Here is a 19,173-nt window from a genome sequence, read left to right on the forward strand (position 1 = left end):
GACTCCGACGCGTCACAGATGAGCAACTACGACCGCCAGACATGGGTCTCCCTCCAGAAATACTGGACGCGCCACGGTAACCGACGCGGGATGCCCAACTGGGCGAGTAAAGCAATCGATCACACCGGGGACTTTGCGGGAAACGTCGCATCGCGGGTGGCGAAAGCCACTCCAGAGGCGATAGCCGAGCCGATTCGCAAACTTGGTGGAGCTGTGGGCGAACATGCCCTGCAACCTGCCCTCAAAGCGGCGACCGGCCTTCTCGACCTTGTCAACGACTGGGCCCTTGAGCTGAACAATCCCAAGATCGTTGAGAATATCGCACGAAAGCACGGCTTGGAGATTGAAACTTTCGAAGATCTTCGTCGCTTCGATCTTAAGGATTGTGACCGCCTGCTGACGGCAAACACGCTGAAGTGGCGCACGAATGGCGCCCTCGAAGGCGGGGCAATGGGGTTGTTGGCCATGGTGCCAGTTGCTGGCATACCTGCCGCTTTGACGGCGGACATGCTGGTCATTCAGGTCTTGAGCACCTCCATCGCTGCTCGAACGGCGCACTCGTATGGCTACGACGCGAGGGACCCGGAGGAGCAAGAGTTCATCCACAGACTTGTTCGGCGATCGTTTATGGCGCAGGCAGCGAAAGTAGGCCCGCTTCGCGATACCGCGCGCGCGGCAGAGGCACTAGCAGGACGCGTTAACTGGTCACAGAAGTTGCGAGCAAACCACCAGCTCATTGCCTCGCTAGAAAAACTGCTTCAGCAGTTGGGGCCGCAGGGAGCTCGAGTTCCCGTCCAACAGGTTGCCAAGGTAGTTCCCTTCGTCGGGGTACTCATCGGGGCCGGAGTAAACGCAACCGTACTGGGGAACGTCGCGGCCGACGCGAAGCGCTACTGCCAAACACGCCATCTCTGCGATAAATACAACCTACCGTTGCCGGCAGCGCTTCTCGTCAATGACGAACCTACGCCGCCCCCTACCGCCGCGACCCAATAGAAGACCCAAGTACAAGCAGACCGCAGCCCCTCAACGCAAGCAAGGAGCATCAAACGTGCACGAGATCACCTGCCCCCACTGCCACAAGGCGTTCAAGGTCGACGAGGCTGGATACGCGGACATCGCGAAGCAGGTCCGCGACGGCGAATTCGAGAAGGACCTCCACGAGCGGCTCGAGCTCGCCGAGCAGGCGAAGCGTGCCGAGATCGAACTGGCCGAGTCGAGGGTCGTGCAGGAGTTCGAGGCGGCCGCCGCGAAGAAGAACGCCGAGCTGCAGGAGCTGAAGGCGAAGCTCGAGGCGGGTGAGGTCTCGCAGAAGCTGGCGATCGCCGAAGCAATGCAGAAGATCGAGAAGGAGCGCGACACACTCGCGAACGAACTCGCGACGGCACGACAGGAGCGCGAGGCCGCAGAGCAGCTCGCGGAGGCGCGGCGTGCCAGCGAACTGCAGCAGGCCGCATCCGCCAAGGAGACCGAGATCCAGGAGCTGAAAGCGAAGCTCGGCGCGCTCGAGACGCAGAAGAAGCTGGCCGTGAACGAAGCCGTGGGACGCGTCGAGAAGGAACGCGACGAGCTGAAGAACGGCCTGCAGCGGGCGGAGCTCGAACGCCAGCTCGTCGAGAACTCCCTCAAGGACAAGTACGAGACGCAGCTGCGCGACCGCGACGACGCCATCGAGCGCCTCAAGGACATGAAGGCGCGCCTGTCCACGAAGATGCTCGGGGAGACCCTCGAGCAGCACTGCGAGACGCTCTTCAACCAGCTCCGCGCCACCGCCTTCCCGAACGCGTACTTCGAGAAGGACAACGACGCTCGCAGCGGCAGCAAGGGCGACTACATCTTCCGCGACTCCGACACCGACGGCACGGAGATCGTGTCGATCATGTTCGAGATGAAGAACGAAGCAGACGGCACGGCCACGAAGAAGCGCAACGAGGACTTCCTCAAGGAGCTCGACAAGGACCGCACCGAGAAGGGCTGCGAGTACGCCGTCCTCGTCTCCCTCCTCGAGCCCGACAGCGAGCTCTACAACACGGGCATCGTCGACGTCTCCCACCGCTACCCGAAGATGTACGTCGTTCGGCCGCAGTTCTTCATCCCCCTCATCAGCCTCCTGCGCACGGCGGCCACTGGCGCCCTGAAGTACAAGGCGGAGCTGGCATCGGTGAAGGCGCAGAACGTCGACGTCACGAACTTCGAGGAGCGACTCGACGAGTTCCAGCACGCCTTCGGCCGCAACTATGAGCTCGCATCCCGCCGCTTCGGGGAGGCGATCGACGAAATCGACAAGGCCATCGCCCGGCTCCAAAAGGTGAAGGATGCGCTCCTCGGCTCCGAACGCAACCTGCGCCTCGCGAACGACAAGGCGCAAGACGTCACCATCAAGAAGCTCACCCGCGGCAACCCCACGATGACGCAGAAGTTCGCGGAGCTGGGAGGCGGCGACAGCGACAGTTCCCAGGACGCCGCCCAGGCGAACGCCTAGGCTCGACGCTCCGCGCACCACTTCCGCGAGACCCGCGGAAACCCGCCCCCGACCCGCAGGAGACGCGCCCATGGCATCAGCGAAGAGCAGGACGCGAGAGCAGCACATCGCTGTCTTCGGCGGCAGCGGAAGCGGGAAGACGGTGCTCGTCTCCTCGTTCTACGGCCCGACGCAGGAGCCGCAGTTCGCGAAGGACAACCTGTACGAGGTCGTCGCCGACGACACGGGGCAGAGCGACAAGCTGTACCAGAGCTACCTCGGCATGAAGAACGCAGCGAAGGTGCCCGCATCCACTCGCTTCTCGCACACCGCCTACTCGTTCATGGTTCGGCCGAAGGCCTGGTCCCAGCAGCGGGCGAAGCAGTCGAAGCCGTTCGACGCGCTCCGCCTCGTCTGGCACGACTACCCGGGCGAGTGGTTCGAGGAGTCCGCGGTGGGCACCGAGGAGACCCGTCGGCGAGTGGAGACCTTCACGGCGCTGCTCAGCTCGGACGTCGCGCTGCTGCTCGTCGACGGGCAGCTGCTCCTCGAGAACGAGGGCTCTGAGGAGCTGTACCTGAAGTCGCTCCTCACCAACATCCGCTCCGAGCTGCTCCGCCTCAAGCCCGAGCTCCTCAAGGACGGGAAGCCCCTGACGCAGTTCCCGCGCATCTGGGTGCTGGCGCTGTCCAAGTCCGACCTGCTTCCCGAGATGGATGCGCACAGGTTCAAGGCGCTCCTCGTCGAGAAGGTCAGCGACGAGCTCGACCAGCTGCGCCAGGAGCTGCGCGGCTTCGTGGAAGCGCCCGAGGCGATGTCGTTCGCCGAGGACTTCATCCTGCTCTCCTCCGCGAAGTTCGAGCCAGGGAAGATCGAAGTGACCCAGCGCGTCGGAGTCGACGCCGTCCTCCCTCTGGCCGCCATCCTCCCCTTCGAACGCCACGTCAAGTGGGCCAAGACGCTGCACGACGGCGGCAAGGTGGCCGAGAAGATCTTCGGCAAGGCCGGCAACGTGGCCGGCGTCGCGGCAATGGGGGCCTTGTTCGTCATCAAGAAGGTCAAGCTGCCGGGACCGCTCGGCCTGCTCGCCGGGCTCGCCGCATCCTTCGTCTCGAAGGATGCGATCGAACGCGGAGCCTCGCTCGCGGGCGACAAGCTCAAGGCAGTGAACGCGGAGGCGCTCGCCAAACGCGACTACCTCACGGCGATGCTGACACGCTTCAAGCTCGACCTCGAAGACGCCGAACGCAAGGGCATCCTCCTCCGGAGCAAGAAGTGAAGCTCATCTGGGCCACCCGGGGCCGCACCTGGGGGCATCGCTTCCTCCTCGACGGCGGCTACGCCGACCCCCTGCCCGAGTACGACAAGGCGTTCTCGAGCCTCGGCGACAACTCCGAACTCTGGCATCTCGGGGAAGACCGGGCGGCGCTGCGCTTCCCCGATCCCGAAGGACGCACTGACCGCGCCGGCCGCCCCATCTCCCACGAGTTCGTGGTCTTCGCCCCTGAACTGAACAACATCTCCTCCGCAGCGACCGGACTGTCGCTGATCTGGACCCAGCCAGCGATCGCGTCCAGGTTCGCCGACATCTGGGACCTGCCCGCCCCGCCCCTCGCATGACCGCGCTCGCCGCGAGCGACCGAAGCTGAACTCGAGAAGCACTCGGGAAGAAGGAGCCACGATGCAGCACCACGCTTTGGAACCCGAAGCGACCGGAACCGTCGGCGCCGGAGCCGGATGGATGCACGATGCGAATGGCGCGCGCTCGCAGGCAGACCCGCTGCGCTGCGAGTTCGCGGGCTGGCTCGGGGATGAGCTCGTCAGCGTGCTCCCGGACTTCGTCGTCACCGGCGCACTCGCCGACGCGTTGCGCGCCTCGGACCTCACTGGGTTCGAGCTGCGCACGGCGACCGTCACGAAGTCGCCGGAGTTCGTCTCGTACGCTGGCGCGTTCCCGGAGCGATGGGAGCGGCTCGCGCCCACCGGCCGTCCGGACACGGACGACGACTTCGCCCAGCGAGATGGGATGCTGCTGGTCAGCGAGCGAGCCCTCTCGCTCCTCAACGGACACCGCATCGTCGAAGCGCAGCTCGCGGCGGCCGGAGAGACCGCCGAGGCGTCGCGGTTCGCGCGGCACCGCGACGAAGCACGAGCAGCCGCGCTGCTTCGCGAGCAAGCCGCGCAGGATTCCGAGGCCGACGACGATGCCCGGGAAATCGCCCGCCTCACCGCGCTCGTCGACGCGCTCGGCCCAACCGCATCCACGCCGCCGACGATGCGCGTCAACGGCGACGCGAAGCGCACGGTGGCCGGAGACCTCACGCTTGCGGCGGCCGCGCTTGGCAAGAAGATCGAGGATCCCGCGGCCCTCGCGCTGCTCCGGCTCATCGACGGACCGATCGAGATCAACCGCTCGGGCGCGTACCAGTGCGCCTACCGGAGCACCGACCGTTCCCTCATCGTGGGCATGAGGGGCGGCGCGGTGAAATGCGTCGAGCTCGTCTTCCACCCGCACCGCAACGCCCCGGAAGCCAACTACCCGCGCACGGCGCAGCTGATCACGGGGCTCTCCCCGTTCACGCGCGAAGGAGTCCTCGAGCACCTCGGTGCCCCGAAGGAGGCCCTCCCTCCGGACGAAGACGAGCGAAGCCGCGACGAGTACCGAATCGGCCGTCAGCGCGTGATGCTGTACTGGAGGGGCCAGGACTACTCGCCGCGGTCGGTGATGGTCGGCCGGAAGGGCTGAGGGCTGCGGGCTGAGGGCTGCGGGCTGCCACCAGCACCAGCTTCGACGTCGTGCCCGCTGGCGCCGGGCCGAGCCGCAGCCCGCTACGCACCACGAGCCTCAGCTCTCTGCAGCGCGGCGCGCACCTGGTCCACGAAGCGTGTCGGCGTCGGCCAGAGCTGCGCCGCGGTGGCCCTGATGGCAAACCAGTCGATTTCCTGCAGACGGTTGACGCGCCCGATGTCCTTCCGCCACTGTCGCTTGTCGGTCCGATGATGGTCACCCTCATATTCGATGGCGATTCTCTGCGCCCGATAGGCGAGGTCGACCCGTCCCACGAACTCCGGACCATTCCACACTTCGACGCCGACTTCCGGCTCCGGCAGGCCGGCGGCGACGATCACCAGCCGGGTCCAGGTCTCCATCGGAGATTCCACTCCGCAGCGAATCCGCGCGGCGGCGACCCTCAGCGACGCTCCCCCTTCGCGATTGCCCCAGGCATTCGCGATGCCCGCCAGCTCTTCGAGTGATGCAAGCGCCGGGGCTGTCCGCGCGCCGTCGGGCGTGACGTCCGGCCGGACCAGCCGCTCGTAGTTCGTGGAGGTCGCGACGAGTGCATCGCCGAGCACGACCAGCTCGGAGACCTCGAGATGTCTCGCGGCGGTCGCCCAGGTCAGCGCCGGCGGGGCGACTGGCACGCCGTGCAGGTCGCGGGCATCCCACAACCGTTCATGGATGCTTCGCGACCGGATTCCGCGCCCCAGCGGCCGGTTCCGGCCCGCCGGGACGAGGACGTGCACCGTGGAGTCGCCGTCCAGGCGACGCGGGACGGGGAGACCCCAGACGCGGGCAGCGCTCACGCCGCCAAGAACACTCCGTTCCCTGAGGCGCGGCACGAACGCCTGCGCGATCTCGAGGGGCGTGGTTGCGATCCCGCGCATTCGCACGCCTCGGTGCGGGCTCGTGAACTCCGCTGAGTTCAGCTGGCCCGCCGTCATTCCCGCGCGACGCCCGTCCCGGACGCTGAAGGAACCGGCTGCGGCGCCATCCGGCAGATTCTCGGGTCCAGACATGCGGCCAGAGTACGGACGCGCGCCGTCTCCTCCGCGTTATCCACAGCCGGGATACCGCCCGCGTCGCACCGGTGCGCCGGTGGCGCGGGCGCGGGCGCGGTGCCCCGGTCCCCGGTCCCCGGTGTCCCCGTCCCCGGCGGCTCGGCGGCTCGGCGGCTTGGTGGTTCGGTGACTCCGTGGCTCGGTGGCTCGGTGCCGGCTCAGGAAAGGCTCGTGCGGGGTTTTTGCGACGCTGATGGGTTTCTCGGATGCACGTGATGGGTTCTGGCGACCGGTGATGGGTAAAAACCCATCACGGTCACCGAAAGCCATCACGGGCCCGGCGTCAGCGGCAGGCGCGGCACGGGACAAAGGGAGGCGCGGGGCCGGTGCCGGCGGCTCGTGCCGCTGCCTGAGATCCGCCTTGGCAGCACGCTGATGGGTTTTTGCGACGCTGATGGGTTTCTCGGATGCACGTGATGGGTTTCGGCGACCGGTGATGGGTAAGAACCCATCACGGTCACCGAAAGCCATCACGGGCCCGGCGTCAGCGGCAGGCGCGGCACGGGACAAAGAGAGGCGCGGGGCCGGTGCCGGCGGCTCGTGCCGCTGCCTGAGATCCGCCCTTGGCAGCACGCTGAAGGGTTTTCGCGACACGGATGGGTTTTCGCGACGCTGATGGGTTTCTCGGATGCACGTGATGGGTTTCGGCGACCGGTGATGGGTAAAAACGCATCATGGTCACCGAAAGCCATCACGGCCAAGGCAGGGCGGCGGAAGCCGAAGCGGCGGCGGAAGCAGCCCCCGCCGCCGCTAGCTGCCGCTCTCCACGAGGTACAGCTTGCGCAGGGGCGCGCCGGTGACGGTCCACCGGGTGCGCATCCCTTCACCGAGTCGCACGATGGAGCCGGGTTCGAGGTCGATCGAGGGCAGTTCCGGCTCGAGGAACTCGACCGTCGCCGTGCCGCTGATGACGAGGAACACCTCGTCGACCTCGACGTCGAGCATCGACCCAGCAGACATCTCCCACAGCCCGAACTCCGCGCCCGCGAAGGCACCGAGGTCGAGGGCGGCGGTCGTCGGCTCGCCGCTCACCTTCTGCCAGCCCTCGACGGAGTCGTGCGACAGGGATGCACCCCGCGCGTGCACGACCGAACCGGGGAGCATCCCACTCACGGCTGCGGCCTCGGCATCCGCCTCACGAGCACCGTCGCCGCTCACGAGTCGAACCCCAGCCCGACTGCATCCATCGTCTTCAGCCACAGTCCGCGCTTGCCTTCGTTGCGGTCGGCGCGCGCCATCTCGGCGAGCGACACCTTCGCGCCGAACGACGCGAACGGCTCCGGCGGGAACGGCAGCGGCTTCTTCTTCACGAAGTCCATGCGCGTGCGCTCGGTCTCCTCGCCGCTCAGCAGGTCGAGGAGCACGTTCGCCGCGTACCTGGTCGCGCCGACGCCGAGGCCGGTGAAGCCGGCGGCATGCGCGACGCGGCCGTCGTACTCGGTGTCGAAGAACGAGAAGAAGCGCGTGCACGTGTCGATGACCCCGCCCCACTTGTGGGAGAAGCCGAGCCCCTCCAGCTGCGGGTAGGTGGCGATGAAGTGCGCCGCGAGCTTCTCGAACGTCTTGGGGCGCTGGTCGTACTCCTTCTTGATGCGCCCGCCGTAGTTGTACACGGCGTCGTACCCGCCGTAGAGGATGCGCGTGCGGCCATCCGCATCCGTCACCAGTCGCGAGTAGTGGAAGCGGTTGTTGAGGTCGGTGATGCCCTGGCGCCGCTTCCAGCCGATCGACTCGAGCTGCTCGTCGCTCAACGGGTTCGTCATGAGCACGTAGTCGTAGACGGGGACCGTGTAGAAGCGGTCGCGCTTGATGAGCGCGGGGAACGCGTTCGTGCCGAGGGCCACGCGCTGCGCGTAGACGCTACCCTCGTCGGTCTCGACCGTGACCCCGCCCCCGTCGGCGTCGAGCGAACGGACCGGGGTGTTCTCGAAGATCGCGACACCCATGCCGAGCACCACGCGCCGCAGCTCCCACACGAGCTTCGCGGGGTTCACGAGCGACGTGCCCTCGCGTTCGTAGGCTCCCGCCAGGTAGAGGGGCGACGCAGCTTCGGCTTGCACCTGCTGCCGGTCGAAGAACTCGACGCCCGAATCTCCGACGGCCTCGTCCTCGAGTTCCGTGACCTGGTGGGGCTCGGTGGCGACGCGCAGCACCCCGGTCTCCTCGTAGTCGCAGTCCATGCTGTACCGCTTGACGGTGTCGCCGATCTCGCGCAGGTTCTCGAGGCCGAGCGCCTGCAGCTTCGCGAACTCATGCGGCAGGCGGTCCTTGCCGTTCGAAGCGCCGTGCGTGAGGCTCGCCTCGCAGAATCCGCCGTTGCGACCGGATGCCGCCCAGCCGACCCGCTGTCCTTCCAGGAGCACGACCTTTCGCTTCGGGTCGCGCTCCTTCGCCAGCAGGGCGGTCCACAGTCCCGTGTATCCGCCACCCACGATCACGAGATCGGCCGTGTGGTTGCCGCGCAGCGGGGGCAGTGCCTCCGGGCGGCCCGGATCGTCGAGCCAGTAGGTCGTCGCCTTCGCACCGGCGAGGGATGCTGCGACGCGTTCCTCGCTGATCTCGGCTTCTGCTCGATCGAACGTGGTCATGGTGTCCTCCGTTTGGGGGTGATGGCCATCTGTCTGCTGGTGCCTAGTCGTGTCTACCCTGCGTACCTACCGTTTGGGTGGACGCACTGTCGGGTGTTGATGGAAGCTCTCGACGATCCGTCCCCCGCTGCACGAAGACCCAGATGACGACACCGAGCGCGAGCAGACCGAGAGCGATGCCGAGCTCGAGGAAACCGCCGTAGCCGGTGACCGAGAAGCCCGTTGCCCCCACGACCAGGATGATGGCGAGGATCACGGACAGGACGATCGAAAGCGGGACGAAGAACCGGGGAAGCTTGATGGGCCTCTCCGCGTCGGGCCGGTCCTTGCGAAGCAGGAAGAAGCCGGAGACGGCGAGCAGGTGCGTGAGGATGTAGCCGAGGTTGCCCGTGACGATGATCGCGAGCGGGTTCTGCAGCACCACGAGGATGACGACGTTCATGACGAGCATCACGTTGAGCGAGCGGAGCGGCACGCCGCGCTTGTTGAGGACACCCAGGCCGCGGACCGTCACGCCCTCCTTGCCCATGTTGAAGAGAACGCGCGACGCATCCGCCACCGACGTGGTCATGATGAGCAGCAGCGAGGCGATGAGGCACACGACCATGAAGTCGGACGCGCCGCCCACCAGGTCGGCGAAGCTCGCGATGAAGAACGTGGCCGGGTCTTCGGCGATGGCGGCCTCACCGGCGTACCCGCCGAGGGTGAGCGGCACGAGGAAGAACACGCCGAGGCAGAAGAGGACGGATGCCTTGATCGCGCGCGTCGTGTCCTTTACGGAGTCGCGGTACTCGGGTGCGAAGGTGGCGCACACTTCGATGCCGAAGGTCGTCCAGGCCATGATGTACAGCCACACGATGGCCGTGTGGAGGCCCTCGATGCCGTGCAGGTTCCACGTGAGATCCATGGGCGCCCAGTCGGACTGGAACAGCGGGAACACGATGAAGACGAAGAGCGGGATCATGAGGATCGCCGCGGTCACGTAGACGAAGGTCATCGTCACGCGCACGCCGATGACGTTGATCAGGTACATGACGCCGATCACGATGAGCCCCACCATGACGGGGAACGTGATCGAGACCGGGCCGAGCTGCAGCACCCAGTCCTGGTCGGGGAACCACTGGGCCATGACGAGGGAGCCCGTTACGGCGCCGTAGGTGGCGAGGTTCGTGCCCCACGGCAGCCAGTAGCCGACGCCGGCGAGCGGTGCGACCCAGGGCGCGCGCTTCTTCCAGGCCTCCGCGGCGTAGTGCGCGATACCGCCGGACGAGTCGGGGAACATCGTCGCCAACTCCGTGTAGATCCAGTTGACCCCCATCGCGAGCAGCATCGAGATGGCCCACAGCACGGCGGCACCCCAGCCGCCGAGGCCGGCGATGGATGCGCCGAGCGTGGCGATCAGCGCGGCCGGCATGGTCATCGCCATGGCGAAGCCGTCGAACCAGCGCATTCGCTTGGGGAGGTGTTCCGCCTGGACCGCGGCGGGGATCTGTTCTGTCGACATGCGTGACTCCATCGATTCGGGGGCGGCGATGCTCTCGCCGTCGCACTGCGCCCACTCTGGCCCCGACTTCTTCGTCGGCGCAAGATATAGGCGCTCAAGTTGCTGAAAACGTAACTCTTGCGAAACATAACTGCTTGTTCGTGAGAATGCAACGCCGTAGGGTGAAGGGGATCGTTCACCACACAAGGAGGTGCGGAGTGACAACTCTGCCTGCAGCAACCCGTACCCAGCTCTTTCTCGCTGGAGACTTCGTCGATGGCTCCACCGGGGAGCAGACCGACGTCGTGAGCCCCGTCACCGGTCAGGTCATCGCATCCATCGCAGTGCCAGGCCAGGCCGACCTCGACAAGGCCGTCGAGAAGGCCCGGACGGCGCAGAAAGCCTGGCGCAAGCTCGGGGTCTTCGAACGGGCGAAGGTCTGCCACCGCATCGGCGACGCCATCGAACGACGCGTCGACGAGCTCGCGCGACTCCAGACGCTCGAGCAGGGCAAGCCCGTCGCCGAATCGATCGCCGACATCAAGGAAGCCGCGCAGCTCTTCCACCTGCACGCCGAGGATGCGCTGCGCCTCTACGGCGAGACCCTGCCATCGAGCGACATCGACAAGCGCATGTTCACCTACCGGGCACCCGTCGGCACGTGGGGCATCATCACCCCCTGGAACTTCCCCCTCCTCATGTTCACGGAGTTCGTCGCCCCGGGCCTCGCGACCGGGAACGCCTGCATCGTGAAGCCGCCGAGCAACACCCCGCTTGCCGTGCTCGCAGCCATGGACTGCCTCCTCGAGGCCGGCGTCCCCGACGGCCTCGTCAGTGTGCTGCCCGGCGACGGGCCGTTCGGCGCGCAGCTCGTGTCGCATCCCGGCATCGACGCGATCGGCTTCATCGGCTCCTCGGCGACCGGCGCGAAGATCGTGCAGACCGCCGGCCTCAAGCGCTCGCTGATGGAGTGCTCCGGCAACGGCCCCATCGTCGTCCTCGAGGACGCGAACATCGAGCGCGCCGCGAAGGCCGCCGTCGATTCTGCCTTCTACTGCGGCGGCCAGGTCTGCTGCGCGACCGAGCGCCTCATCGTGCACCACCGCGTCCACGACGCGTTCGTCGAATCGGCGCTCGCCTACGCGAGCTCGCACGTCGTCCTCGGCGACCCGTTCGACCCGGCCGTGAACCTCGGGCCGCTCAACAACGAGGGAGTGGCCGCCAAGATGGACAGGCACCTCGACGAGGCACGCCGCCTCGGCTTCGACGTCCTTCTCGGCGGTGGCCGAGCGGCAGGCCACCCCACCGGGCTGTACTACGACTTCACGATCGTCGACGGGGTCAGCGAGGCCAGCCTGCTGTCGCAGGAGGAATCGTTCGGCCCAGTGCTGCCGATCCTCACCGCGAAGGACGATGACGACGCGCTTCGGATCGCGAACGCCGACCGCCTCGGTCTGCAGTCCGCTGTCTTCACGGAGAGCCTCAGCAAGGCCTACCGCTTCATCGAGGAACTCGAGACGGGCCAGGTCATCGTCAACGACTCCAACGGCTGGTGGGACATCAACATGCCGTTCGGCGGCGCAGGCGGCAAGGGCACCGGATGGGGACGCATCGGGGGCATGTACACGCTGCACGACATGACCGATCTCCGCACCGGCGCCATCCACGTCGGCTCCTAGTCCGACCCCACCTCGGTCGGGTCCTGCCTCAGCATGCGCGCTGCGGCAGGACCCGCCCCATCGTGCGAGCATGAAAGCAGGTCAGAACGTGATGACACCGCAGCACAGGAACCGAGGAGCAGCCGTGAACGAACTCGACGACATCGATCGGCAGCTCATCGCGATCCTGCAGAAGGATGGCCGGCGCTCTTTCAAGGACATCGCCGACGAGACCGGGCACCCCGCGTCGTCGGTCAGATACCGAGTCCAGCGACTTGAGGATTCGGGCATCCTGCAGATCGTCGGCATCGCGAACCCGCTCTCGATCGGCTTCGACCACCTGGCCATGGTGGGCATCCACTGCGAACCCGGAGCTGCGCGCAGCGTCTGCGAGTCGCTGTCCGCGCTTCCTGAGACGAGCTACGTCGTGCTCACGAGCGGTGGCTTCGATGTCATGGTCGAGGTGATCTGCCGCGACATGGAGCACTACAAGGAACTCCTGCTGGAGCGCCTCCAGACGACCGTCGGCGTGCGCCGCACTGAGACCTTCTTCGTACTGGAAGCGCACAAGCTCGCCTACGGGTGGGGCGTCGGATAGTCGGCGCCACTCCCCTGGTCTCGCGCTCGCACCGCATCCGGATCTTCCGGCGGATCCACCGCCTCCACCGCTACCCTCGGGCTCACGCGGCCCCACGATCGGTGCTGCGCCATCGATCAAGGGGAACTCATGACCGACATCACTGAACTGCTCGCGCTCATCCCGGTGGACGACATCGCCGGCAAGCTCGGCGTCGACAAGCAGACCGCGCAGCATGGGATCCAGGCAGCGTTGCCGACCCTCATCGGCGGGCTGCAGGCCAACGCGGCTGACCCCGCCGGGGCCGCATCGCTCGAGCATGCGCTGGCGAAGAAGGACACGACCCTCGTCGACGGCCGTGTCTCGCTCGCCGACATCGACACGAACGACGGCCAGAAGATCGTCGACAACGTGTTCGGCAGCAACACCGACCAGGTCGCCGCCGCCCTCGGCTCGGCACCAGGCGGCCAGACCTCCGGCCTCGTGCAGAAGCTGCTCCCGATCCTCGCGCCCATCGTGCTCGCGTGGCTCGCGAAGAAGTTCCTCGGCGGCCAGCAGGGCGCATCCATCACGGCGGGCGCGAGCTCCGGCGGCGGCCTCGAGGACCTCCTCGGTGGGATCCTCGGCGGCGGTTCGGCGTCCGGCAGCAAGGCGGGCGGCGCGACCGGTGGCGGCGGACTCGGTGACATCCTGGGCGGAATGCTCGGCGGCTCGGGCAGCACGACGGGCGGGGGCGGGCTCGGCGACATCCTCGGCGGGCTGCTGGGCGGCGGCAAGCGCTAGGCGAGGAAAGACGCGGATGCGCGGGAGGGCCCGCATGCTCGGTTCGCCCTCCCGCGTGCCCGCAGCCTGACGCCAGGCACGTTCCGATCCGACCGCTGCTTCGAAACGAGACCGCCATCACCAACGCCGGTACCGAGGACCTCTGGGCAGCAATTGCGCTCGCCGCCTTCCTGATCATCGCCGCGTCCGCGATCGCGCTTCTCCTGATGAAGCTGCCGATCTCTCCGAGCTCGAGACTGCCGCTGACGCCGCTCGCCGCGCAGCACCGCCTCAAACGACTCGACGACGACAGCCGGGGCTGGGAGACAGCCTTCGCTGGCGAGCTCCTCTGGCTGGCGCACCGCGGGGTGCTGCGCATCCACGAGGTCGACGACGCGGGTGCCGTGGCGAGAATCACCGACGCGGGCTACCGACCCCCGGGCGCGACGGGGTGGGAGGTCGAGTTCCTCTGCGACGATCCACTGCTGCCCACCTGGTCGCAGGCTCTCGTGGACACCTACTTCCCGTCGGGGACACGAAGGCCAGCGGATCGGGCGCGAGTCGATCGCACCGGCAGCGATGATCCCGCCCGCAGAGCGGCGCTGAAGACGAGCGTCATCGCCGAACTCGACCGCCACCGCGTCGACACGTCGGCCCGCGGCACCTGGGTGTCGCGGCTCCTCGGGAGCCCATACAGCCGCGCCTTCGCGGGCCTCCTGGTGGTGCCGATCGGCCTGCTGCTGCTGGCCCCTCTGCTCCCCGCCTGGGCGGTGCCCGTCTACCTCGCGGCGCTCGCCGTCGTCGTCGCACTCACCTTCGTGCGGTCTCCCCTGCAACGCCGCTGGTCGAAGCTCTGGGACCGATACCGCGAAGAGAGCCAGTACCTCCACGAACTACCGCTCGGCGAGCGCGGCGCGGGACCCACGAGAGTCGTCTACCTCGAAACGTTCGCCGAGAACCTCGGCTTCGCCGACGTCGTCCTGTACGGCCTATCGGAGGATGTGGCCCGCGGATACGCGCAACAGGCCGACATCATGGTGCGAGAAGGGCTGCTGGAGAGCATCCAGCCAGCCTGGCTGGTCCCTCAGCGCCAACGGGTCACGCCGAGCGAGCTCACCGATCTCGTCGACGGATTCCTCTTCACCGTTCGCTGAGCGCTCTCCTGCAGTCTCGTCACCGCCAGGCGGCGCATCCGCCGACTACCGGTGCGACGGGATGCTGAATCGCTTGATCTTGTCGCCCTCGACGGTCACGAACGCGCGCGAGGTGCCGTTGAAGCGGTTGCTGCGCCAGTCGAAGAACAACTCGGTCGTGTCGCCCTCGGTCGTCGCCTCCTTGATGACCATCTGAGCGCTCTGCCCGATGGCGTCACTCTGCGCCCAGCTGCTGACACCCTCTCGCCCCTCGAGCACGCGGCCCCAGTCATCGACGCAGCCGTCTTCGGCGAACGCGTCGACGAACGCCTGCTCATCCCCGTCGTTGATCGCATCGACAAGGGCCTGCACCGGCGCAGGCACTGTGATCTCAGTCATGGAACCCCCATCTCGTTGCGGACGATCGCCGCCCGAACGGCCACAATGTAGCAAGCCAGCCTCCGGATTCCCGGGCATAGCCGTAAGCTCAGAATCTCAGGATGCGCGGCGACCAGCCCCACGCATCCGCCCTGCGGCTCCATAAAGGCAAGCCCGGCCCGTCACAAACGGGCCCCGTCAACAAGCAGAAGGTGAACTGAGCATGAGCGACTTCTCGCCCCTTGAAGTATTTGACCGTCGCGAGTCAGAAGTCCGCGGATACATCCGCTCATTCCCCGTGGTGTTCGACCGCGCATCAGGTTCGACCCTCGTGACGGCAGACGGCGACGAATACCTCGACTTCTTCGCGGGAGCGGGCGTGCTCAACTACGGGCACAACAACCCGCTGTTCACGAAGGCTCTTGTCGAGTACATCGAGCACGGCGGCATCCTCCACGGCCTCGACATGGCGACCTCCGCGAAGCGGGCGTTCATCGAAGCGTTCGAGCAGTACGTGCTCGAGCCGCGCGGCTACGACTACAAGATCCAGTTCACGGGTCCCACCGGCGCCAACGCCGTCGAGGCGGCCCTCAAGGTCGCACGCCAGGCGACGGGGCGCACGAACGTGGTCGCGTTCACGAACGGCTTCCACGGCCTCAGCCTCGGCGCGGTGGCGGTCACCGGCAACAAGAAGTACCGCGACGCCGCCGGGACGACCCTCAGCGACGTCACCCGCCTCCCCTTCGAGGGATACCTGGGCGACAAGCTCGACACGCTCGGCCTGTTCGAGAAGATGCTCGATGACACCGGCAGCGGCCTCGACCTGCCCGCCGCCGTCATCGTCGAAGCCATCCAGGGCGAGGGCGGCATCAACGTCGCGAGCCCCGAATGGCTGCGACGCCTCCGCACGATCACGGAAGAGCGCGGCATCCTGCTGATCCTCGACGAGATCCAGGCGGGCATCGGCCGCAGCGGATCCTTCTTCGCGTTCGAGGAGTCTGGCATCGTCCCCGACCTCGTCACGGTGTCGAAGTCGATCTCCGCATCCGGCCTGCCCATGTCGCTGGTCCTCCTCCGCCCCGCAGTGGATGTGTGGAAGCCGGGCGCCCACACAGGAACCTTCCGCGGCAACAACCTCGCATTCGTCACGGCACGCGTCGCGCTCGAGCAGTACTGGGCTGACGACGTGTTCATGACGACGGTCGCGGAGCGTTCCGCCGAACTGCGCGCTGGCCTCGAGAGCATCGCCGCCGACTACCCGCAGCTCGGCCTCACGGTGCGCGGCCGCGGCCTCATGTACGGCATCGTCAGCCTCGACGACCGCGACCTGCCTTCGCGCATCTCCGCCGAGGCGTTCCAGCGTGGACTCGTCATCGAGACCGCGGGCGCTTTCGAAGAGGTCCTCAAGTTCCTCCCGGCGCTCACGCTCACCAGCGATGAACTGCAGACGGGTCTCCGCATCGTGCGCGAGAGCCTCGACGCGGTCCTCTCCGGTGACGACTCCGAAGCCGAGCACGCCGTGGAAGACCACGCCGCCTCGCACGCGTAGCTGCTCGCAGCGCTCGACAGACGCGCCCCCGGCCCGACCTTCATGGTCGCCGGGGGCGCGTCTCTGTCTCTGCGCCCCGGGCACAGACAAGTCACCCCGAAACACCCTCCGCGCGCCGGCAACATGCTTCTGGCTCGCTCCTGTGGCTGTGGCTGTGGGGGCGGGGGCGGGAGTGGGAGTGGGAGTGGGGTCAGCTGCTTCGGGGTCCGCGGCCGCTGAACGTCGAGCCGTACTGGTGCGGCGCTGGAACGGAGGTTTCTGGATCAGACGCTGCGGCAGGCGCTGGCGCAGGAGGGGCAAGGTCAGGCGCGGCAGGTCGTTGAGCAGACTCGACCGGAGCTGGCGGAGCTGGCGCGTACCGAGGCGGGGCTGGAGGAGCCTGCGCCCCTCGGTCCTGCGCCCCTCGAGCCTGCGCCCCTAGGTCCTGTGCCCCTCCGCCATGGGCCGTGAGCCCCGGAACTCCAGACTCCGCGACGCCGGGCGCGCGCACCGCAAACCCCTGTCCTGCAGCTCCCTCTCTTGCAGCTCCCTGTCCTCCAGACCACGGAGCTCCGGGCACCGGCGCTCCAGGCCCGCGCACCCCAGACTCCGGCACCGCAGACTCCGGCACACCAGACCCCGGCAACCCAGACCCCGGGGTTCCAGACGCGCGCTGCACTGAAGCCGACAGCCAGGCGGCCTGCCGTTCGGCAGGGCGCGGCGCCGCCGCCCAGGGCGATGGCTTCGCGGGTGCGCCGCTCGGGGCATCCGGTACCGCTTGCTGCACAGAGAGCCCAAGGAGGGAGATGCCGCCGCTCGTGTCGGTGTCCTCGTGCAGGCCTGCGATGCCCGCATCGACGGCCCTGCGGCGCTCAGCCTTCCGGAGGTCCGACGCGGCCTTCGCCTTCTTCGCCCGGTGTCGCTGCATGAAGATCGCGACGAGCAGGCCGAGGCCGAGCACGAGCACGACGAGCAGCGCGAACGCGACGATGGTGAAGATCTGGTTGGTGCCGCCCATGGTCTGGTCCGCGTCCTCAGCGCATCGGGCGGATCTTGAGCTCGTCGACCGCCCCGCCAGCTGGAGTGTCGACGGCGAGGCGCACAGCTTGGGCGACGGCCTGGGGGGTCAGGTAGCGCTCCCGCTCGTAGCTGCCGTGCTCGAGCTGGCGCAGCTCCCGCTGCATGTCAGTGTCGACGCGCCCCGGGTGGATGCTCGACACGCGGACGCCGTGTTCGCGTTCCTCCTCGCGGAGCGCGTCCGTCAGCGCGCGCAGCGCGAACTTCGTGCCGCTGTAGACGCTCGTGCCCGCGCCGCTCGCGTAGCCGGAGCCTGAGTTGATCATGACGATCGTGCCCTCGCTCGAGCGGATGAGCGGCAGCAGGAGGCGGGTGAGGTCGGCGACCGCGAACACGTTGAGTTCGAAGGCGCGGCGGAAGCGCTCGCGTGAGCTCTCGGCGATCGCGTCGTGCCCGCCGAGCACGGCCGCCGAGTGCACGAGCACGTCGAGACGGCGGATGCTGCGGGTCGCCTCGGCAAGTTGACGCTCGTCGTAGAGGTCGGCAACGAACGGTGTGGCTCCGGGAATGCGCGCCGCGGCTTCGGCAACCGCGCGCGGCTCCCTGCCGCCGACCAGGACGTGGTGGGTGCGACCGAGCTCTTGCGCGATGGCCTCGCCGATGCCGCGCGTTGCGCCCGTGACGAGGGCAACAGGTCGCTGGGAGTCGCCTTCGGACCCAGCGGGTGAGCCGGTCTGGCCTACTTCAGTCATGGATGTTCCCCCGGGGGTGTGCGGCGTGTGACCGCGGGCAGCCGCGGCTCCCACATTCTGCCACCGTCATGCCAGGCGCTCCCTCTGAGTCCGCGCACGAGGAGAGGAGGTGAGCTTCGTGCTCGGTGCCCCGCCCTGTGGCAGTCTTGAGCGGCAGACCCGCTCGAGAAAGCTCCAAGTGCCTCCCACCTCCTCGCCCACCGCGCGCCGCTCCGTTCACCGTTCCGGACGCCGTGCGCTCGCGGCCGCGGCGCTCATCGGCGTCGCGGCTCTGCTCGCGGGATGCACGCCCCTCGCCCCTCCGGCGACGTCGCCCGCAGACGGCAGCACCGCTCCCGAGTCCAGCCAGCTCGTCGACCTCGCCGGCGAGGTCGAGGCCGCCGCCGAGGGTGACGATCCGGCATCCTTCGCCGCTGATGCCCTCGACGTGCTCGGCAAGCTCGACGTCGCTCCACGCGACGAATGGCAGGAGTTCGACCGCGAGGGCTCGTTCGGCGAGGGCTGGCAGGACCCGGACAGCAACGGCTGCGACGCTCGCAACGACGCACTGGCCGCATCCATGACCGAGGTCAACCGCAACCGAGACGGCTGCCGAGTCGACACGGGCGTCTTCGTCGACCCGTACTCGGGGGACGAGATCGACTTCCAGCGGGGTCCCGACACGAGCCCGCTCGTGCAGATCGACCACGTCGTGGCGCTCGCGAATGCGTGGCGCACTGGCGCGAAGGATCTGTCGTTCGAGGAGCGGGTGGAGCTGTCGAACGACCCCATGAACCTGCAGGCGACGGCGGGGTGGGTGAACGACGACAAGAAGAGTCAGGATGCGGCGAACTGGCTGCCACCCCAGGAGTCGTACCGCTGCACCTACGTTGCACGGCAGATCGTCGTGAAGGCCACCTACCGCCTCTGGGTGACGCAGGCCGAGCACGATGCGATGCGCGACGTGCTTGAGGGCTGCGCGTAAGCGCGACCTCGAGCACGCCGCGCCGGTCGGGT

At 67.7% G+C, this 19,173-nt stretch carries 18 protein-coding genes; 12 read left to right on the forward strand and 6 right to left on the reverse strand.

The features are described 5' to 3' along the window. The first annotated feature begins 18 nt into the window (after window positions 1-18). The 5 genes from C5E05_RS17325 to C5E05_RS17345 all read left to right on the forward strand — a co-directional run bounded on the left by C5E05_RS17325 (window position 19) and on the right by C5E05_RS17345 (window position 5,207). Complete coding sequence (locus tag C5E05_RS17325) at window positions 19-996, forward strand: EcsC family protein (protein ID WP_258064909.1); 978 nt, start codon at window positions 19-21, stop codon at window positions 994-996. A 55-nt stretch (window positions 997-1,051) separates the two neighbouring features. Next, entirely contained in the window at window positions 1,052-2,482 is a 1,431-nt protein-coding gene (locus C5E05_RS17330) for a DUF2130 domain-containing protein (protein WP_104342632.1), read from the forward strand. 70 nt (window positions 2,483-2,552) lie between these two features. Further along, on the forward strand, window positions 2,553-3,740 hold the full coding sequence (locus C5E05_RS17335; protein ID WP_104342633.1) for an ATP/GTP-binding protein: 1,188 nt from the start codon (window positions 2,553-2,555) through the stop codon (window positions 3,738-3,740). Further along, window positions 3,737-4,081 (forward strand): hypothetical protein, encoded by a 345-nt coding sequence (locus C5E05_RS17340; protein ID WP_104342634.1) that lies wholly within the window; start codon window positions 3,737-3,739, stop codon window positions 4,079-4,081. The genes C5E05_RS17335 and C5E05_RS17340 overlap by 4 nt, the downstream gene beginning before the upstream one ends. Before the next feature lie 61 nt (window positions 4,082-4,142). After that, complete coding sequence (locus tag C5E05_RS17345) at window positions 4,143-5,207, forward strand: hypothetical protein (protein WP_146081163.1); 1,065 nt, start codon at window positions 4,143-4,145, stop codon at window positions 5,205-5,207. 83 nt (window positions 5,208-5,290) lie between these two features. On the opposite strand, the gene C5E05_RS17350 is transcribed toward C5E05_RS17345, so the two are convergent. The 4 genes from C5E05_RS17350 to C5E05_RS17365 form a co-directional block, all read right to left on the reverse strand. Then, entirely contained in the window at window positions 5,291-5,986 is a 696-nt protein-coding gene (locus C5E05_RS17350) for a hypothetical protein (RefSeq protein ID WP_146081164.1), read from the reverse strand. A 1,065-nt stretch (window positions 5,987-7,051) separates the two neighbouring features. Further along, entirely contained in the window at window positions 7,052-7,459 is a 408-nt protein-coding gene (locus C5E05_RS17355) for a cupin domain-containing protein (protein ID WP_258064910.1), read from the reverse strand. Next, window positions 7,456-8,889: an FAD-binding oxidoreductase gene (locus tag C5E05_RS17360; RefSeq protein ID WP_104342637.1), complete on the reverse strand. Its 1,434-nt coding sequence runs from the start codon at window positions 8,887-8,889 to the stop codon at window positions 7,456-7,458. The genes C5E05_RS17355 and C5E05_RS17360 overlap by 4 nt, the downstream gene beginning before the upstream one ends. A gap of 43 nt (window positions 8,890-8,932) precedes the next feature. Further along, complete coding sequence (locus tag C5E05_RS17365) at window positions 8,933-10,393, reverse strand: APC family permease (protein ID WP_228496656.1); 1,461 nt, start codon at window positions 10,391-10,393, stop codon at window positions 8,933-8,935. Between the two features lie 197 nt (window positions 10,394-10,590). Here C5E05_RS17365 and C5E05_RS17370 point away from each other — a divergent pair, with 197 nt between their 5' ends. The 4 genes from C5E05_RS17370 to C5E05_RS17385 all read left to right on the forward strand — a co-directional run bounded on the left by C5E05_RS17370 (window position 10,591) and on the right by C5E05_RS17385 (window position 14,523). Further along, window positions 10,591-12,051, forward strand: coding sequence for an aldehyde dehydrogenase (locus C5E05_RS17370; RefSeq protein WP_258064911.1), 1,461 nt, complete (start codon window positions 10,591-10,593; stop codon window positions 12,049-12,051). Between the two features lie 124 nt (window positions 12,052-12,175). After that, window positions 12,176-12,628 (forward strand): Lrp/AsnC family transcriptional regulator, encoded by a 453-nt coding sequence (locus C5E05_RS17375; RefSeq protein WP_258064046.1) that lies wholly within the window; start codon window positions 12,176-12,178, stop codon window positions 12,626-12,628. Between the two features lie 129 nt (window positions 12,629-12,757). After that, the gene (locus C5E05_RS17380; RefSeq protein ID WP_104342640.1) at window positions 12,758-13,390 is read left to right on the forward strand and encodes a DUF937 domain-containing protein; all 633 of its coding nucleotides are present in this window, start codon (window positions 12,758-12,760) and stop codon (window positions 13,388-13,390) included. A gap of 206 nt (window positions 13,391-13,596) precedes the next feature. Then, window positions 13,597-14,523 carry a hypothetical protein gene (locus C5E05_RS17385; protein WP_104342641.1) on the forward strand — a complete coding sequence of 309 codons (927 nt, stop codon included), beginning with the start codon at window positions 13,597-13,599 and terminating at the stop codon, window positions 14,521-14,523. Between the two features lie 45 nt (window positions 14,524-14,568). Here the strand turns inward: C5E05_RS17385 and C5E05_RS17390 are convergent, their stop codons facing one another. Then, window positions 14,569-14,901 carry a nuclear transport factor 2 family protein gene (locus C5E05_RS17390; RefSeq protein ID WP_104301405.1) on the reverse strand — a complete coding sequence of 111 codons (333 nt, stop codon included), beginning with the start codon at window positions 14,899-14,901 and terminating at the stop codon, window positions 14,569-14,571. A 202-nt stretch (window positions 14,902-15,103) separates the two neighbouring features. Here C5E05_RS17390 and ectB point away from each other — a divergent pair, with 202 nt between their 5' ends. Both ectB and C5E05_RS17405 read left to right on the forward strand, forming a co-directional pair. Further along, entirely contained in the window at window positions 15,104-16,429 is a 1,326-nt protein-coding gene (gene ectB / locus C5E05_RS17395) for a diaminobutyrate--2-oxoglutarate transaminase (RefSeq protein ID WP_104342642.1), read from the forward strand. Between the two features lie 811 nt (window positions 16,430-17,240). Further along, window positions 17,241-17,465 (forward strand): hypothetical protein, encoded by a 225-nt coding sequence (locus C5E05_RS17405; protein WP_104342644.1) that lies wholly within the window; start codon window positions 17,241-17,243, stop codon window positions 17,463-17,465. Here C5E05_RS17405 and C5E05_RS17410 read toward each other — a convergent pair. Beyond that, a complete protein-coding gene (locus tag C5E05_RS17410) occupies window positions 17,443-18,177 on the reverse strand; it encodes an SDR family oxidoreductase (protein ID WP_104244697.1) in 735 nt (244 codons plus the stop codon). The genes C5E05_RS17405 and C5E05_RS17410 overlap by 23 nt on opposite strands. Window positions 18,178-18,355: 178 nt before the next feature. Between C5E05_RS17410 and C5E05_RS20400 the strand changes: the two genes are divergently transcribed. Next, entirely contained in the window at window positions 18,356-19,141 is a 786-nt protein-coding gene (locus tag C5E05_RS20400; protein ID WP_219819576.1) for an HNH endonuclease family protein, read from the forward strand. The last annotated feature ends 32 nt before the right edge of the window (window positions 19,142-19,173 follow it).

It is taken from the genome of Pseudoclavibacter sp. AY1H1, from assembly GCF_002931055.1.
In the GTDB taxonomy this organism is placed as follows: domain Bacteria; phylum Actinomycetota; class Actinomycetes; order Actinomycetales; family Microbacteriaceae; genus Pseudoclavibacter.

Coding starts and splice junctions, on each gene's coding strand:
- C5E05_RS17410 (WP_104244697.1), bottom strand. CDS start 18,177: ATGACTGAAGTAGGCCAGACCGGCTCACCCGCTGGGTCCGAAGGCGAC.
- C5E05_RS17365 (WP_228496656.1), bottom strand. CDS start 10,393: ATGTCGACAGAACAGATCCCCGCCGCGGTCCAGGCGGAACACCTCCCC.
- C5E05_RS17335 (WP_104342633.1), top strand. CDS start 2,553: ATGGCATCAGCGAAGAGCAGGACGCGAGAGCAGCACATCGCTGTCTTC.
- C5E05_RS17390 (WP_104301405.1), bottom strand. CDS start 14,901: ATGACTGAGATCACAGTGCCTGCGCCGGTGCAGGCCCTTGTCGATGCG.
- ectB (WP_104342642.1), top strand. CDS start 15,104: ATGAGCGACTTCTCGCCCCTTGAAGTATTTGACCGTCGCGAGTCAGAA.
- C5E05_RS17380 (WP_104342640.1), top strand. CDS start 12,758: ATGACCGACATCACTGAACTGCTCGCGCTCATCCCGGTGGACGACATC.
- C5E05_RS17345 (WP_146081163.1), top strand. CDS start 4,143: ATGCAGCACCACGCTTTGGAACCCGAAGCGACCGGAACCGTCGGCGCC.
- C5E05_RS17360 (WP_104342637.1), bottom strand. CDS start 8,889: ATGACCACGTTCGATCGAGCAGAAGCCGAGATCAGCGAGGAACGCGTC.
- C5E05_RS17325 (WP_258064909.1), top strand. CDS start 19: ATGAGCAACTACGACCGCCAGACATGGGTCTCCCTCCAGAAATACTGG.
- C5E05_RS17385 (WP_104342641.1), top strand. CDS start 13,597: ATGAAGCTGCCGATCTCTCCGAGCTCGAGACTGCCGCTGACGCCGCTC.